Origin of the sequence: Pontibacter mucosus (assembly GCF_003054055.1) — a bacterium.
In the GTDB taxonomy this organism is placed as follows: domain Bacteria; phylum Bacteroidota; class Bacteroidia; order Cytophagales; family Hymenobacteraceae; genus Pontibacter; species Pontibacter mucosus.
The window spans coordinates 345,308-359,484 of record NZ_QBKI01000005.1; the positions used below are offsets into that span (position 1 = coordinate 345,308).

General features: G+C 55.2%; 13 protein-coding genes. 4 read left to right on the plus strand and 9 right to left on the minus strand.

Annotated elements, in window-relative coordinates:
* From C8N40_RS12035 to C8N40_RS12050, 4 genes are all read left to right on the plus strand, one after another.
* Entirely contained in the window at positions 1-378 is a 378-nt protein-coding gene (locus tag C8N40_RS12035; protein WP_108212000.1) for a response regulator, read from the plus strand.
* A 19-nt stretch (positions 379-397) separates the two neighbouring features.
* Positions 398-673, plus strand: a complete 276-nt coding sequence (locus C8N40_RS12040) for a hypothetical protein (RefSeq protein WP_108212001.1) — start codon at positions 398-400, stop codon at positions 671-673.
* Complete coding sequence (locus C8N40_RS12045; protein WP_108212002.1) at positions 670-1,431, plus strand: MBL fold metallo-hydrolase; 762 nt, start codon at positions 670-672, stop codon at positions 1,429-1,431. The genes C8N40_RS12040 and C8N40_RS12045 overlap by 4 nt, the downstream gene beginning before the upstream one ends.
* A 117-nt stretch (positions 1,432-1,548) precedes the next feature.
* Positions 1,549-3,117 carry an NFACT RNA binding domain-containing protein gene (locus C8N40_RS12050; protein WP_108212003.1) on the plus strand — a complete coding sequence of 523 codons (1,569 nt, stop codon included), beginning with the start codon at positions 1,549-1,551 and terminating at the stop codon, positions 3,115-3,117.
* 640 nt (positions 3,118-3,757) lie between these two features.
* Here the strand turns inward: C8N40_RS12050 and C8N40_RS12060 are convergent.
* The 9 genes from C8N40_RS12060 to C8N40_RS12100 form a co-directional block, all read right to left on the minus strand.
* Positions 3,758-4,321, minus strand: coding sequence for an NUDIX hydrolase (locus C8N40_RS12060; RefSeq protein WP_245905095.1), 564 nt, complete (start codon positions 4,319-4,321; stop codon positions 3,758-3,760).
* Between the two features lie 81 nt (positions 4,322-4,402).
* Positions 4,403-5,224 (minus strand): TIGR04290 family methyltransferase, encoded by an 822-nt coding sequence (locus C8N40_RS12065; protein WP_108212005.1) that lies wholly within the window; start codon positions 5,222-5,224, stop codon positions 4,403-4,405.
* 126 nt (positions 5,225-5,350) lie between these two features.
* A complete protein-coding gene (locus tag C8N40_RS12070) occupies positions 5,351-6,454 on the minus strand; it encodes a CgeB family protein (RefSeq protein WP_108212006.1) in 1,104 nt (367 codons plus the stop codon).
* Complete coding sequence (locus tag C8N40_RS12075; RefSeq protein ID WP_108212007.1) at positions 6,451-7,557, minus strand: CgeB family protein; 1,107 nt, start codon at positions 7,555-7,557, stop codon at positions 6,451-6,453. Before C8N40_RS12075 ends, C8N40_RS12070 begins: the two co-directional genes overlap by 4 nt.
* On the minus strand, positions 7,547-8,689 hold the full coding sequence (locus C8N40_RS12080) for a CgeB family protein (RefSeq protein ID WP_108212008.1): 1,143 nt from the start codon (positions 8,687-8,689) through the stop codon (positions 7,547-7,549). The genes C8N40_RS12075 and C8N40_RS12080 overlap by 11 nt, the downstream gene beginning before the upstream one ends.
* 198 nt (positions 8,690-8,887) lie before the next feature.
* Entirely contained in the window at positions 8,888-9,988 is a 1,101-nt protein-coding gene (locus C8N40_RS12085) for a glycosyltransferase (protein ID WP_245905096.1), read from the minus strand.
* A gap of 20 nt (positions 9,989-10,008) precedes the next feature.
* Positions 10,009-11,058 carry a Gfo/Idh/MocA family protein gene (locus C8N40_RS12090; RefSeq protein WP_108212010.1) on the minus strand — a complete coding sequence of 350 codons (1,050 nt, stop codon included), beginning with the start codon at positions 11,056-11,058 and terminating at the stop codon, positions 10,009-10,011.
* Between the two features lie 2 nt (positions 11,059-11,060).
* Positions 11,061-12,074, minus strand: coding sequence for an MDR/zinc-dependent alcohol dehydrogenase-like family protein (locus C8N40_RS12095; protein WP_211318096.1), 1,014 nt, complete (start codon positions 12,072-12,074; stop codon positions 11,061-11,063).
* A gap of 1 nt (position 12,075) precedes the next feature.
* Positions 12,076-14,139 (minus strand): NAD-dependent epimerase/dehydratase family protein, encoded by a 2,064-nt coding sequence (locus C8N40_RS12100; protein WP_108212011.1) that lies wholly within the window; start codon positions 14,137-14,139, stop codon positions 12,076-12,078.
* Positions 14,140-14,177 lie beyond the last annotated feature (38 nt).

Sequence of the window (14,177 nt, forward strand, 5' to 3'; positions counted from 1 at the left end):
ATGGCAGAAAATAAAACTATTTTGATCGCCGAGGATAGCTCTGTTATCCTGAACTTGACGAAAAAGATTCTTGAGCTGCAGAAGTATAAGATCCTGACAGCCAAGAACGGTGGCGAGGTTCTAAAGCAGGTGGAATCTAACAAGATTGATGCTATCCTGATGGACCTGAACATCCCGGTTAAGAACGGCATGGAGTGCACCAAGGAGATCCGCGCCAGCAAAAACCCGGAAGTGGCCAACATTCCGATTATTGCCGTTACGGGCAATGCTAACAACTATAGCATGGAAGACTTTAAGGCCGTTGGCATTAACGACTACCTGCCTAAGCCACTGGATTTCGACATGCTGGTGGAAACCGTGAAAAAGTATACTGTATAAACATACCGTATCAGAGTAAATGCAGTTAAAGTACACGCGGCCCTTTTTAACCAAGCTGGAGGATATTTTTGCAGAGTCGGATTTTGTGCTGCGCTACGAGAAGGGCAATTTTAAAGCCGGCTACTGTGTGCTCAAAGACATGAAGGTGGCTGTGGTGAACAAGTACTACAGCCTGGAGGGGAAGATAAACTGCCTTTACGATATCCTTCGCACCATTTCTGTGGACGAGAGCCGCCTGAGCGAAAAAAACAGGCAGCTTTACCAGGAAATCCGAAACGGAGAAAACGCCAATTGAAAGTAACAATGTTAGGCACTGGCACCTCGCAGGGCGTACCGGTAATCGGGTGCACTTGCGAGGTTTGCCGTTCTGTGGACTACCGCGACAAGCGCCTGCGCGTGTCGGTGCACCTGCAGGTCGGTGAGAAGAGCATTGTCATTGACTCCGGCCCCGATTTCCGGCAGCAGGTACTGCGCGAGCGCATCAAAACACTGGATGCCCTGGTATTTACCCACGAGCACAAAGACCACACCGCCGGCCTCGACGACATCCGCGCCTACAATTTCTCGCAGCACAAGGATATGCCCGTTTATGGCGAGGAACGCGTACTGGAGCAGCTGAAGCGGGAGTATTCCTATATCTTTGCGGACTACAAATACCCGGGCATACCGCGGGTGGAGTTGTACCCTATCACAGTGGAGCCGTTTGAGGTGGAGGGGGTGCCGTTCATACCTATCCGGGTGATGCACTACAAGCTGCCAGTGCTGGGTTTCCGTATCGGCGATTTCACCTACATCACCGACGCCAACTACATCTCGGAGGAGGAAAAGGAAAAGATACGCGGCTCGAAGGTAATTGTGCTCAACGCATTGCGCCACGAGCACCACATCTCGCACTTTTCCCTGAAAGAGGCCGTCGCCGTACTGGAGGATCTGCAACCTGAACAGGCCTACCTTACCCACATCAGCCACCTGATGGGCCTGCACCGCGAGGTTGAGCTGCAACTCCCTGATTTCATCCGCCTCGGCTACGACGGCCTGCAGATCGAAGTATAATTCTTTGACAAAGGACTGTGTGACATAGGACAAAAGACTTTTGTTGGTTTGTCATAGCGCGTTAATCAAGTATAAATATCCTTTGTCTTTTGTCATTGAGTCCATTGTCATAAAAAAATGCATCTGAATTTTTACTTTTTGCGGCAACTGGCACAAGCCCTGCGTACCAAGGTGGTAGGCATGCAGGTAGTCACGGCTTTCAGCCAGCATAAGGCCGAGCTTATACTTGGCTTTGCCCGCGGACACGAAGAGCTTTATATCAGGGCCCAGCTGGGACCGCACTTTACCTCCCTCTCCTTCCCCACCGAGTTCAAAAGGGCCCGCGCCAATACCATCGAGCTGATGCAGGAGATGCAGGGACAGACGGTGGAGGACGTGGTGCCACACCTGAACGAGCGTAGCTTCTACTTTATACTTTCCGGCGGTTACACGCTGCTGTTCAAGATGTTCGGCAACCGTTCCAACATCGTGCTTTACAAGAAAGGGGAGGCCATCAGGCTGTTTCTGAAGAAATTTCCGGCTGATGCCGAGCTTGACCCGCTGAAGATGGACAGGCCGCTGCAGCAGAACTTCGCCGCCTTTGCGTCTGCCGATGGGAACTTGCGCAAAGTATACCCCACCTTCGGCGATGTGCCCGCTTTATACCTGGAAGAACGCGGCTTCAGCCAGGCCACGCTGGAGGAGAAATGGGAGCTGGTGCAAAGTATGCTGGATATCCTGGAGGCGCCGGAAGTATACTACATCATCCGCTTTCAGGACAAGTTGCGCCTCTCCTTATTACCGCTTGGTGAGGTGGTTTATACTTTTCAGGAGCCTTTGGAGGCTGCCAGCCAGTTTACCCGTTTATACTTATCCGAAACGGGTTTTAAGCAGCAGTACGAGCAGGCAAAGCAGCAACTGGAGCGCAAACGCTACGTAACCCAGACGGTGCTGGAGCAGAGCGAGGAGAAGCTGCAGGAGCTGCGCCACAACCGCTCCTACTCCCAGACGGCCGACGTGATCATGGTCAACCTTACTAACATTCCGCCGCGCGCCACCGAAGTAGAACTCTACGACTTTTATACCGACCAGACCCGCACGTATACTTTAAAGCAGCACGAGACACCCCAGAAGCATGCCGAGCGCCTCTACCGCAAAGCCAAAAACCAGCACCTGGAGGTAAAGCAGCTGGAAGAAAAGGCCGAGCGTAAGATGGAAGAACTCATCGTGCTGGAGGATGCCCTGCAGGCACTAAGCGAAGTGGAAAATTACAAGCAACTGAAGGTCTTTCTGCGGGAGTACAACCATCTGCTGGGCAGCAAGCAGCAAGAGCAGGTTCAGATTCCGTTCCGGGTATTTGAAAGCGAGGGATTCAAGATACTGGTAGGCAAAAGCTCCCAGAACAACGACGAGCTCACCCAACGCCATACTTACAAGGAGGACATGTGGCTGCACGCCAAGGATGTTTCCGGCTCGCATGTGGTGATCAAGTACCAGGCAGGGAAAAGTATACCGAACACGGTGCTGGAGAAGGCGGCGCAGTTGGCAGCGTACTACAGCAAGCGCAAAACCGATTCACTGTGCCCGGTGATTTACACGCCGAAGAAATGGGTGCGTAAGCCGAAGGGCTCGCCCCCCGGCGCTGTGGTGGTGGAGCGGGAGAAGGTGTTGCTGGTAAAGCCGGAGAATCCTTTTGCCAAAGTATAGCGGGCTGCTGAGCGCTGGCTTTCTCTCACTGCTGTAATACTTTAGCTGCTGCCATTTCCTGGCACAAGTCTGAAGCCAATTGCTGGCGCGGGTTTGAAACCCGTGTCTAACTATGGTGTTGGGTTTGCAACCCAACTGGCTTGAAAAGCCATACTTATGCTTCTGCTATACTTCCCTGAACCACCGCTTCCTTCAGCTTGACACAAGCTATCCTTACTAGCTTCTGTTTATCCTCTAGTTCCCACAATCGTCTCGTTTCATCTCTGGCTTTGGAGCCCTCAAGGCCGAGAGGCCTCGCCTTCGGGCATCGCGCGGTGTGCCTGAAGCTGCCTCCGCTCTGCTCCGGCTGCCTCACTTCGTTCGGCACCGCAACATGCACAAGGCGCTCAACCCAAAGGCTGGGATAGGATTCGATAGCCCCTGCTACTACTACTGTCCCCTTGAGGGGACCATAGGGGTGTTAATACTTCGGCAACGAAGCTAATACGTCAGCCAAAGCAGTTACAAGTTCCCCTCCTTGGACAGGGAGGGGTAAGGGGTGGTTGGACCCGGCGTTGCAGAACTCTTCCCTATTGCTAAGGGAGTGGCTAAAGACAGTACAGAGCAGACAGGAAGTTCCAGTACCTGGAGAGTTATACTTTTACACCCCCAACTTCCGCAGCGCCAGCAGGCAGAGGGCGATGGAACCGGCTACGTTGATTTTCCCGCTCGTCACCATACTTTCTACTTCCTGCAGGGGTACCTTCAACACCTCGATGTGCTCGCTGATATCCAGGTCTTGTTCGGCTACTTGGCAGGCATTGCGGGCTATGAAGTAATAAATCTTGTTCGTGTCTTTGGTAGGGTTGTCGATTACCTCCAGCAGTGGCTCCAGGTGATCGCAGGTATACCCGGTTTCCTCCAGCAGCTCGCGGTGGGCGGCTTCCAGGGGCTCTGTTTCGTGGTCGTCAATCACGCCACCGGGTAACTCTATAAATATGTTGCCCGCGGCGTGTTTGTACTGCCGCACAAAAATCACATGGCCATCCTCGGTAAGCGGAAAAACCAGTACCACGTTCGGGCGCACGCTCACGTAGTAGTCATCCATCACATGGCCGTTTGGCAGCTCCACCTCATCGCGGCGCAGTTTATACCACTTCTCGTTCACCACCATGGCCGATTTCCGGATCTTCCAGGGCTGGGGTGCTTTACTCTTATCACTCATACTTGCAAGTTATACTTTATCCACGTAAAAAAGCCACGCTGAGAGCATGGCCTTGGTTTATACTTTGTAACGACTACTTTGCTACTCCTTTTTCCCGTTCCGCCGCACCATGTACTCGTTTTTGCCGGATACTTTTTGCTGCACCGCCTCCTGCCAGTCCTGACCGGTGGCCGAGAGGTACTCCGACTCGTTCCACAGCTGGCTTTGTTTCAGTTGATCATCTGCTTCGAGTATATATAGCTCATGGCCTGGCTGTGCCTTCAGCCGAAAGCCGCAGGAGCGCATCATGGCCAGTATGGCGGCATGGTTAGGAGCCCACCAGTTGGTTACATCGCCGGCCATCCGTTTTTCGATAAAGGCCATTTTGGGCCAGCCCTCCTCCAGCATGCGCTTGCGATCGTTTAGCTCCATATCCTCAGGCACCTCGGCCTGTTCCTGACCGGGCATGGTCAGGGTCTGGAACACCAGCTGACCGCGGCATTTGTGGGAGAGAATATCAAGCGATAGCAACGGGTAGCGCAGGTGGTAGAGCACGCCCATGTACCAGATCAGGTCGAACTGCCGATCGAGGCGCGCTACATCATACACCTGCATCTGCCTGAATTCTATTTTATCCTCCAACCCGAATTGCCTGGCCGCCCACTCCGCTTGCCGCAGGTAATGCGGATCCACGTCGATGGCCAGCACGTTGGCGCCGCGCTTGGCCAGTTCTATACTATAAAAGCCGGCGTTACAGCCAATATCCAGCACCTCCTGCCCCGACAGGTCCTGCGGGATAAAAGGCTCCAGTTCCAGCCACTTAAACCTGGGGAAATCGCCCAGAAAATGCTGGGGGGCCGTCTGCTCTCCGTTAGGCAGGTGCAAATTATGAAACCAGGGTGCCAGCGCTTCTATCTCCGACATATATTCTACTCTTTTATGATTTATATGTGAGAGCTTACGCAGCTGCAGCAGCTAATGATGCATAAAACAAAACAGCCGCCCCGGCACTTGGCAGAGGCGGCTGTTTATCAGTTCTATACGTGGTGTTTATACTTCCTGGCCTACTTCCGCATTCGCGAAAGGATTCTCCAGGGTCATCAGTTCCTCGGCATAGCTAACCAGCTCCTTGGCGCGGTGAGCGGCCGTGTGGTGCGCCAGCACTTTCTTACGGGCCCGCTCCCCAATCAACTTGCGCTCCGATTTGCAGATCTCGCGCAGGTAGCGGAGTGTGTCCCTGGCGTCGTTGGAGATCAGGATCTCTTCCTCTGGCTTAAAGATGGTTTCCAGTCCCTCCCAATAGTCAGAGATTATCGGGGTGGCGCAGGCCGCCGCCTCAAAGAGGCGCACACTCGGCGAGTACCCTGCTTTCACCATGTCGGCCCGGGTGATGTTGAGCGTAAAGCGCTGGCTGTTGTAAAAGTTACGGTGCGCGGAAGGTGGCAGGTGCTGGATATGCTCCACATTCTTCGGCCATTTTATACTTGCCGGGTACTGCGGCCCGGCCACCACAAAGCGCCCGAGCGGCCACTGGCGGGCAGCCTCCAGCATCAGCTTGTCGAGCGGCGGCTGGCGGTCGTCGGAGTAAGTGCCCAGGTAGCCCATGTCCCACTTGCTCTCTAACAGCTCAGGATAGTATAGCTTTGGATCGATAGAGCAGTAGAGCGGCCTGGCCATAGGCGAACCGTACTTTTGCTCCAGCACGTCCAGGATAGGCCCTCCCGTAAACGATAAGTATAAGTCATACTTCGGGATGAGGTTTGGGTGCAGGTACTCGTAATCGCCCCGATCCAGTTTAGCTAGTGTTACCGGTGTGTCGATGTCGTAAAAAGCCTTGATACCGCGGGCCGTTTTGATGACCCACTCCCCTACCGGCACCCCTTCCGGTACATACGATCCGACGATTACCATGTCGGCCTCGCGCACTTCCTCGGCAAAACCGCTCTTCAGCTCTTCCAGGGAGCTATAAAGCTCGGTGCGACAGAACTCCGGGTTGGGTAAATCACGGTTTCCGGCATACCAGGGAACATCCCGCTCCAGAAAAGTAACCTGATGGCCCTGCTTATTTAGCTCTCTTACCAGACCTCGGAACGTGGTGGCATGGCCGTTGCCCCAGCTGGAGGTGATGGATAAGCCAAGAATTACGATATTCATGCTAATGCTTTATTTTTAAATGTAACTTTCGCGTACAGCAGTTTTTCCAGTTGCTCTGCACGATGCTGATAGGTGTGCGCAGCCAGTACTTTCTTATACGCAGCTTCTCCGATTGCTTTTGCCTTTTCTTTAGATAATTCTGCTATAATCTTAGCCACGTCGGCTCCGCTGTGGGCCACGAGTATTTCTTTTCCGGGTTCGAAGAAGAACTCAATGCCCTCCCAGTAGTCGGTGATAATGCAGGCACCTGCCCCCGCCGCCTCAAAAACGCGTGTGGCCGGCGAGAACCCGTAGCGGGCCATACTTTCGCGGCTGATGTTGAGCACGGCCATGGGCGTGCAGTTAAAGGCATTGTGGTCGTTGGTGTATACGTGGCCTGTGTAGTGCACGTTATCCGTCATCTGCTTATCACCCCAGCCGCTGCCGCCAATAATAAACTTCTTATTCAGTTCCAGGGCTGCCGGCTTAAGGAAGAACTCGTCCACGCGGGCCTCGCGGTCGGGCAGGCGGTTGCCCAGGAAGGCCAAATCACAGACAAAACGCGGGTCAGGTTCCACGGGGAAGTGCGTGGTCGTATCCAAGGCATTGTAAACCGGCACGCATTTTTTTGCGCCCAGCGCCTCGTAGGCATTCACCACGGGGTTGCCCCCGCCATAGGTAAGCACCATGTCGTAGCGCGGTATCAGCGGCAGGAACGGGTCGCTTGGGTTGTGGTGCACGCGGTCTAAGGTGGCCGGTGCGTCCACGTCCCAGAACACCACCAGCCGGTCGTCGGTCTGCAGCTTCAGCACTTCGCGCTCCAGCAGCTCGTCGAACACACCCACACCGCTGGCTTTTACCACCATGTCGGCGTGCTGGGCGTCCTCCAGGCACTCGTAAACGCACTCCTCCGTGGCTTTGTAAACCACTACTTTGGCCCACTCCGGGTCGTCCATGTCGCGGTTCTGCTGGCGGTCGTAAGCATCGGGCTCGTAGAAGGTAATCCGGTGGCCACGCTCGCTCAGCGCCCGGATAATGCCCCTGTAGTAGGTAGCCGCGCCGTTCCAGTAGGCTGACACCAGGCTGGAGCCGAAAAATGCTATTTTGAGTTTGTTATTGTTCATGTAAAACTTGCGCTTTGGGGGTGAGATAGATTTTTGATTCGGCTATACCCAGTTCCTCGCATACTTTCTCCAGCTCGTTTACACGGTGGGCACAGGTATGGCGGCTGCGGATCGTTTCCAGGCCACGCGCGGCCAGGGTATTTGCTTTTTCAGGGTTGTGAAGTATAGCTTGCAGGTGCTGTTTCATCTCCTCCCCGTTTCGGGCCACCAGGAAATCCTCTCCGGGCGTGAACAGATGCTCGGCATCATCCCAGGGTGAGGAAATGAGCGGGATACCGCAGGCCATGGCCTCGAAGGGGCGGATGGTCGGGATGCCCGGCAGCGCCTCCACGTAGGGCCGGCGCGGCACGTGCACGGTTACTTTATACTTGGCAAACTCCTCCGCCGCTTTGTAGTTAGGCAGCCAGCCCCCATAGGTTATCCCGGCATCCGCCAGGGCTTTGCGGGCATGCTCCGGGTAGCGCACGCCGTAGATTTTGGCTTTCAGCCCCAGCTCCTTCACAGGGTTTATCAGGAACTCGTGCAGCTCGGCCGTACGCTCCTCGTCGCCCCAGTTGCCAATCCAGATCAGGTCGCCTTCATACGTCTCTTGTTCGCGTGGGTAAAAGACGGAGGTGTCGGCGGCCTCATGCCAGGTCCAGGCTTTCCGGGTCCAGCCTTCCTGCAAGTATAAATCGCGTATCTTCTGCCCGAAGGCCAGCACGCCATCGTAATGGCGCAAATCATACTTGGCCATACTTTCGCGCTCAGTCACGGCGCGGTGGTGGGTATCGTGGAAGAGCAGTCTATACTTGCCGCCGTTGGCCCGGTGTTCCCCGATGCGCTTTACCAGCTCGTGCTCGTTCCACTCGTGCACCAGCACCAGGTCGGCTTCGGCTAACACATCATCCAGGTTTATACTTTCCAACCTATAAAAGTTGGTGCTGAGGCCAGGGTAATACGCCTGCAGCTCGTCGAGCTTCTCCTTTCCGTAACCTTCTACCAGATTTTGCAGGCTCCAACCGTTCTCCGGCTCATATACCTGCACCCGGTGCCCCCGCCCCTCCAGCTCCCGCACAATGCCACGCAAAAAGTGCGCGTTGCCATGGTTCCAGTCAGAAAGTATAGAGTGGTAGAAAAGGACTATATGCATTTCGTTGTTGGTATGTTCGTTTTGGATTTTAGGGATTTGAAGGAGAAACTGAGTGAAGAAATACGTCTTTCAGTGCTGTCATCTTGTAAAGATCCTGGTGGCGTTGTCGCAAAGCAATCGCTACTGGCTAACAAGATCCTTTCAGGATGACATGGAAAAAGGTCAACGTATAAGTTTCACGCATCCACTCATTCAGAATTATACTGTGACTGTTTGCTTGAGCAGCTGCCGGTACACGTGGTCGTAATCCTGGCCCATAGGGTCGGCGGTGTAACCATGGGAACGCTTCACGGCGCGGCAGGCCATGATGTTGCGGCCAAACTCATCCTCAATCAGGTTCTTGATCGTGTCGCGCAACTCGTCGGCATCGTTCGGGTTCACGTACTTGGCCGCGTTGCCCCATACTTCTGCCAGGCTATCGGTTTTACCCACCACCAGCGCGCAACCCGACATGGCCGCTTCCAGGATGGTCAGGCCGAAAGGCTCATACTTGGCAGGCAAGGTATAGATTGAAGCTCTTGACAGCCAGTCCGATACTTCTTTCTCAGTCAGTTGGCCCAGGAAGTGCACATTCTCCAGCTCTATCTCTTTTCCGGTAGCCGGATGGCGCGCATCGCCGGCAATGTATACCGGCCAGGGCAGGTCGGAGGCGATGTGTGCAAGCATGGAGATGTTCTTTGCCTCATCCCACACGCGGCCCATACTGAACACGAAGGGCTCTTTTCTCCCGAACTGGAAGCTGTGCTGTCCGCGGCCGTTGTACACCACTGTGCTGTTCTGGAAAGGCCCGTACAACGCCTCCGCCTGGTGCAGCATGGCCTGTGTTGGCGCCACCACCATCGTGGCGTTCTGAAGGCCTTTGGTCACCATTTCCTTGTACTTTTCCCAGGCCTTCGGGGCCTCCTCGTCCTTCACGGCCCTCCACCACGACAGCACACAAGAGTGCACCACCACCACTGTAGGCACGCCAAAGTTGAGGGCGCCATGCACCAGTCCGTTCAGGTGTACCAGGTCTGGTTGTACTTCTTCTTTGAGTCTGAGCAGCCACTGGCCCGCCTGCTCTACGTCCTGCCAGGGTTCGTCCATCCACTCCAGTTTGTAGTGGCTTTCGTAGAGGGTCATGTTGTCGATGTCCTCCACCTGCTGCCGCTGCTCTTCGGTGAGCGGTGCGCCCATGGTAGCCAGGGCCACATGAGTCTTAAAAGGAGCCAAAGCCCTAATCAGCTCCAGCGCATAGGTCCAGACACCGCCTACGGTGTCGGCCGTCATCAAAATCTTTGAGGGATGTTGTGCCTCCATACTCCTATCTTCCGTAAATATTATCTTCCGTAAATTTTATCTAATACTTCTGCTACTTTTACATACTCTTCGGCTTCCTCGCTAAAACCTTCGCCCTTGGCTACTCGCTCAGCCCAGGCCACGCCGGCACGGCCCATCCACTCGTCAGGCGGGGCGCAGAGTTGCTCGGTTTTGGTGCCGTAGTAGCGCTCGGCCACAAAGTCGTAGAAGGAGCCGTTTACGTTTTTAAACGCCACGCCCCCGTTTGTGCCGTAAAAAGTGGCGCTGATAATGGCCTCTTGTCCGGCCGGCAGGTTCCAGGAGCAGCTCAACTGCAGGAGCGTATTGCCCTCCAGTTCGATGTGCGCGGCGGCATAGTCCTCTACTTTGCCTTCTGCCATACTTATCGGTTTGCCTTTGGCGTAGAGATGGCTCTGCACCTGCTTTACCTCCGGGAAATTCATGCTCCACAGGGCCAGGTCCACCAGGTGCACGCCCAGGTCTATCACGCAGCCGCCACCCGAAAGCTTTGGCTCGTAGAACCAGGCTTTGTCGGGGCCATAGGCGTTGTGGAACACCAGCTCGATGGCATAAATCTGCCCCAACTCGCCACTCTGCACCACCTTGTAAACTTCCTGCATGGCCTTGGTATGGCGATAGGATAAGTCTACCCCTAGGAGTTTATTCTGCGCACGCGCAGCCTCTACCACGCGCTTGGTCTCCTCCACATTGCGCCCCAGCGGCTTCTGGCAGAACACGTGCTTGCCTGCCTTTAGGGCTAGGGTACTTTGCTCGGCATGAAAGGCGCTTGGCGTAGCGATAACGATTCCGTTCACCTCTGGCTGCTGCAGCATGGTCTCCAGCGAGGACACCTGCTTTGCCCCAGGCTCACTTTTCAGTGCCTCTTCGGCGTTTTGGGGTGCTGTATCGGCGATATAGGCTACCTCTCCGGCCTTATACTTTGAGATTGCTTCCATCCGGTTACGCCCGATCCAGCCAACGCCCAGGAAACCGAGCCTTGGTGTATGACCAAAGGTAGTAGAAGAAGATGCTGAAGGGGCTTCCGCCTTGTCAAGTATAGTTTCCGTCATGTTCAGTAGGTTATAAGGGCTTTCACAAAACCGTCCGGGCGGCTTGTGAGGTGTTCGAATGCTTTTGCAATTTCTTGTAACGTATAGGTGTGAGTGTAGAGCTTTTCCGGGTTCATCCGGCCCGACTCCACAGCCGCTACAGCTTCTCTTATGCCTTTGATGTACTCTTTCGGGTCGCGCTCGTGGGCATTGATCACGTCCAGGCCGCGCCAGTTCCAGAGCTGGATGTTCACCTGCCGCATGCCGTCCTGATGGAAACCGGCGATCACCAGCTTGCCGCGCTCGGCAGTAAGCTCACCGGCCAGGTTCAGCGGCCACTCCTTTCCGGTGCACTCTATTACGCGTTCGCAGAAGTTTCCGTTTGTTAGTTCCTTTACTTTTTCTATAATTTTATAGTGATCATCCATTTTAATCACCTCGTCTGCGCCACATTCTTTTGCAACTTCCAAAGAGAACTCCCGCTGCGACACGGCAATAACCCGTGCTCCGGCATCCTTGGCCAGCTGAATCAGGAGCGCCCCCAGGAAACCGATGCCCAGGATGGCCACCGTCTGCCCGGCCTGCAGGTCGCTGCGGCGGAAGATGTTCATGGCGCAGCCCAGCGGCTCACCGGGGAAGGGCTTATCCTGCAAAGAATCGGGCAGTTTCACCACCTTATCGGCATCGGCCACATCATACTCGGCGTAGGCGTTGTAAGACAAAGCAGCCACGCGATCACCGGGCTGCAACTGGTCTACCCCTTCGCCTACGGCGTCTACCACACCCCAGCCTTCATGGCCCGGGTTGCCGGCCGCTACTGGGTAGCTGAACCACTCGCGCCCCTCCCACACCGGGATGTTGGAGGCACAAAGGCCGCAGCCCTGCAGCCGGATGCGCACCTGCCCGGCTTTTGGCTCGGGCAGGGCGGTTTCCTCTATTTTTATACTTTGCGGCGCTACCAGCACGGCGGCTTTCATGGTGGTGGCGTGGGTGCTGGGCACTGCTGGTTTATGTGTTGTAAGCGTTTCTTGCATCATGTTAAGCTACTGCGGCTTTGTTTACAGGTTCTTCTTCTTTTTCCAACAGGGAGGAAAGCGCAATCGGTACTTTCAGGCCGCGGTGCTCGCACAGCCACTGGTAAAGCCTGGCTACTCCTTCCTGCACGTCATGCTTCGGATACCAGCCCGTCGCCTCCCTGAATTTGCGGATGTCGGACACATAATAGTGCTGATCGCCCGGACGCCAAGCGCCGAACTGAAGAGGGACTTTAGCCCCCCGGAACTTGCCGATAGTTTTGAGCAGCTCCAGCAAACTCACAGTGTTCGCAGGTCCTCCGCCTATGTTAAAGGCTTGTCCTTTTATACTATCCATGTGCTCCTGCGCCAGCAGGAAAGCATCCACCAGATCCTCTACAAACAGGATATCCCGCACCTGCTTGCCGTCGCCATAGATGTTGACCGGCTCGCCCTCGATGGCCTTGATGGCAAAGTGCGCCACCCAGCCCTGGTCTTCGTTGCCGTACTGGTGCGGGCCGTAGATGCAGCTCATCCGGAACACCGTCATCGGCAGGTTATAGGTGCGGGCATAGTCTATCACGTACTGGTCGGCGGCACCCTTCGAGCAGCCGTAGGGGCTGTGGAAATCGAGATGGCGCCTTTCGGAAATGCCATGTTGCTTGGTACCGGTATCGGCCGGGTAGTAGCGCGATCCGTTGGAGACAAACTCCATGTCCTCCAGCCCTCCGTATACTTTGTTTGTGGAGGTAAACACCAGTGGCGGCGGGTTTTTCTGTTGCCGGATCGCCTCCAGCACGTTAATGATACCGCGCGCGTTTATTTCAAAATCATTGATAGGAAAATTAAGGGAAGTGGTAACGGCCACCTGAGCGGCAAAGTGAAAGACCTGCTCGGCACGCTTCATTACCTGGCGCACGGCCTGTAGATCGCGGATATCGCCCACGTGTACTTCCAGCCTGTCGCCATAGGTGTGGTGGAGCCAACGCAGGTTCTCCTCCACCCCGTCGCGGCTAAGGTTATCGAACACCAGCACGCGCTTGCCTTGCCCCAGCAGGCGCTTGGCCAGGTTTGTGCCCACAAAGCCGGCCCCTCCCGTGATAAGGATGTAGGGTTCGGTGTTCTCATCCAGGCTGCGCTTCAGGTAGTTGAGTTCGCTAAGCTTCTCGATGCCGTGGCGTGCCCAGAGGCGGTAGAGCAATTTGCTGCTTCCGTCCTCGCGTTTCAATCCGAAATAGTACTCCCGCTCGTCCAGGTGAAAGCCGCCAACAGTGGGCAGTTCCAGGCTTAGGTCTTTTACAGCGTACCAGTAGATGCGGGCAACGTCGGCTTTTAGCACCTCTTTAAACTCCTGCAACTGCTTAAACTCATCGTGCTGCCAGGTAGAGAACCCGGCCTCCGTGATCCAGAGCTCGGCTTTGCAGTTGTTGCGCTCCATTACCTCGCGCACGGCCTGTATCCTGTCCTCCCAGCCGTCCCAAAGCTGATCGAACACATACGGGAAACCGTGGACACCCACTGCGTCGATGTATTGCATCACGCCATGGTCGTACATGGTCTGCAGCCAGTTCGGGTCTATCGGGCTCATGCCGCCGAGCAGGGTTTTCTTGCCCAGTTGCTTGCACCAGTAGGCCGCGCCTCCTACCATCTCGGCAAACTTGTTCCAGCCGTAGTCGTGGGTAAAATCATACTCTGTGATGTTGTTCGGCTCGTTCCAGAGCTCCACCCACTCAAAGTGATCCCCATGCCTGGCGATGAACACATCCAGAAAATCGGCATACGCTTTCTTGTCCTTGGGTGGGGAGGAGGTGCGGGGCTTCTCGCCTATACTTGGCGGGGTATACAAAAAGCAGGGAAGTATGCGTACCTCCCTAGCCAGCGTCGGGATGAGCCAATCGTACCATTCCTGCCCTTCGGGGGTATAGTAGTCGGCCCACGAAACACCGGTGCGCAGCTCTTGCACCCCCAGCTCCCTCAGGCTGGCCAGCGTTTCTTCTACATGCTCATACTCACCGGGTCTGAACCACTCCACCAGGCCCACCACGGGGAGCGTTGGCTTGCTGTTCAAAGTCTTGTCGTCTATTTTCATACTGATTTGAATCCTTTAATTGATGTACACGGAAGGGT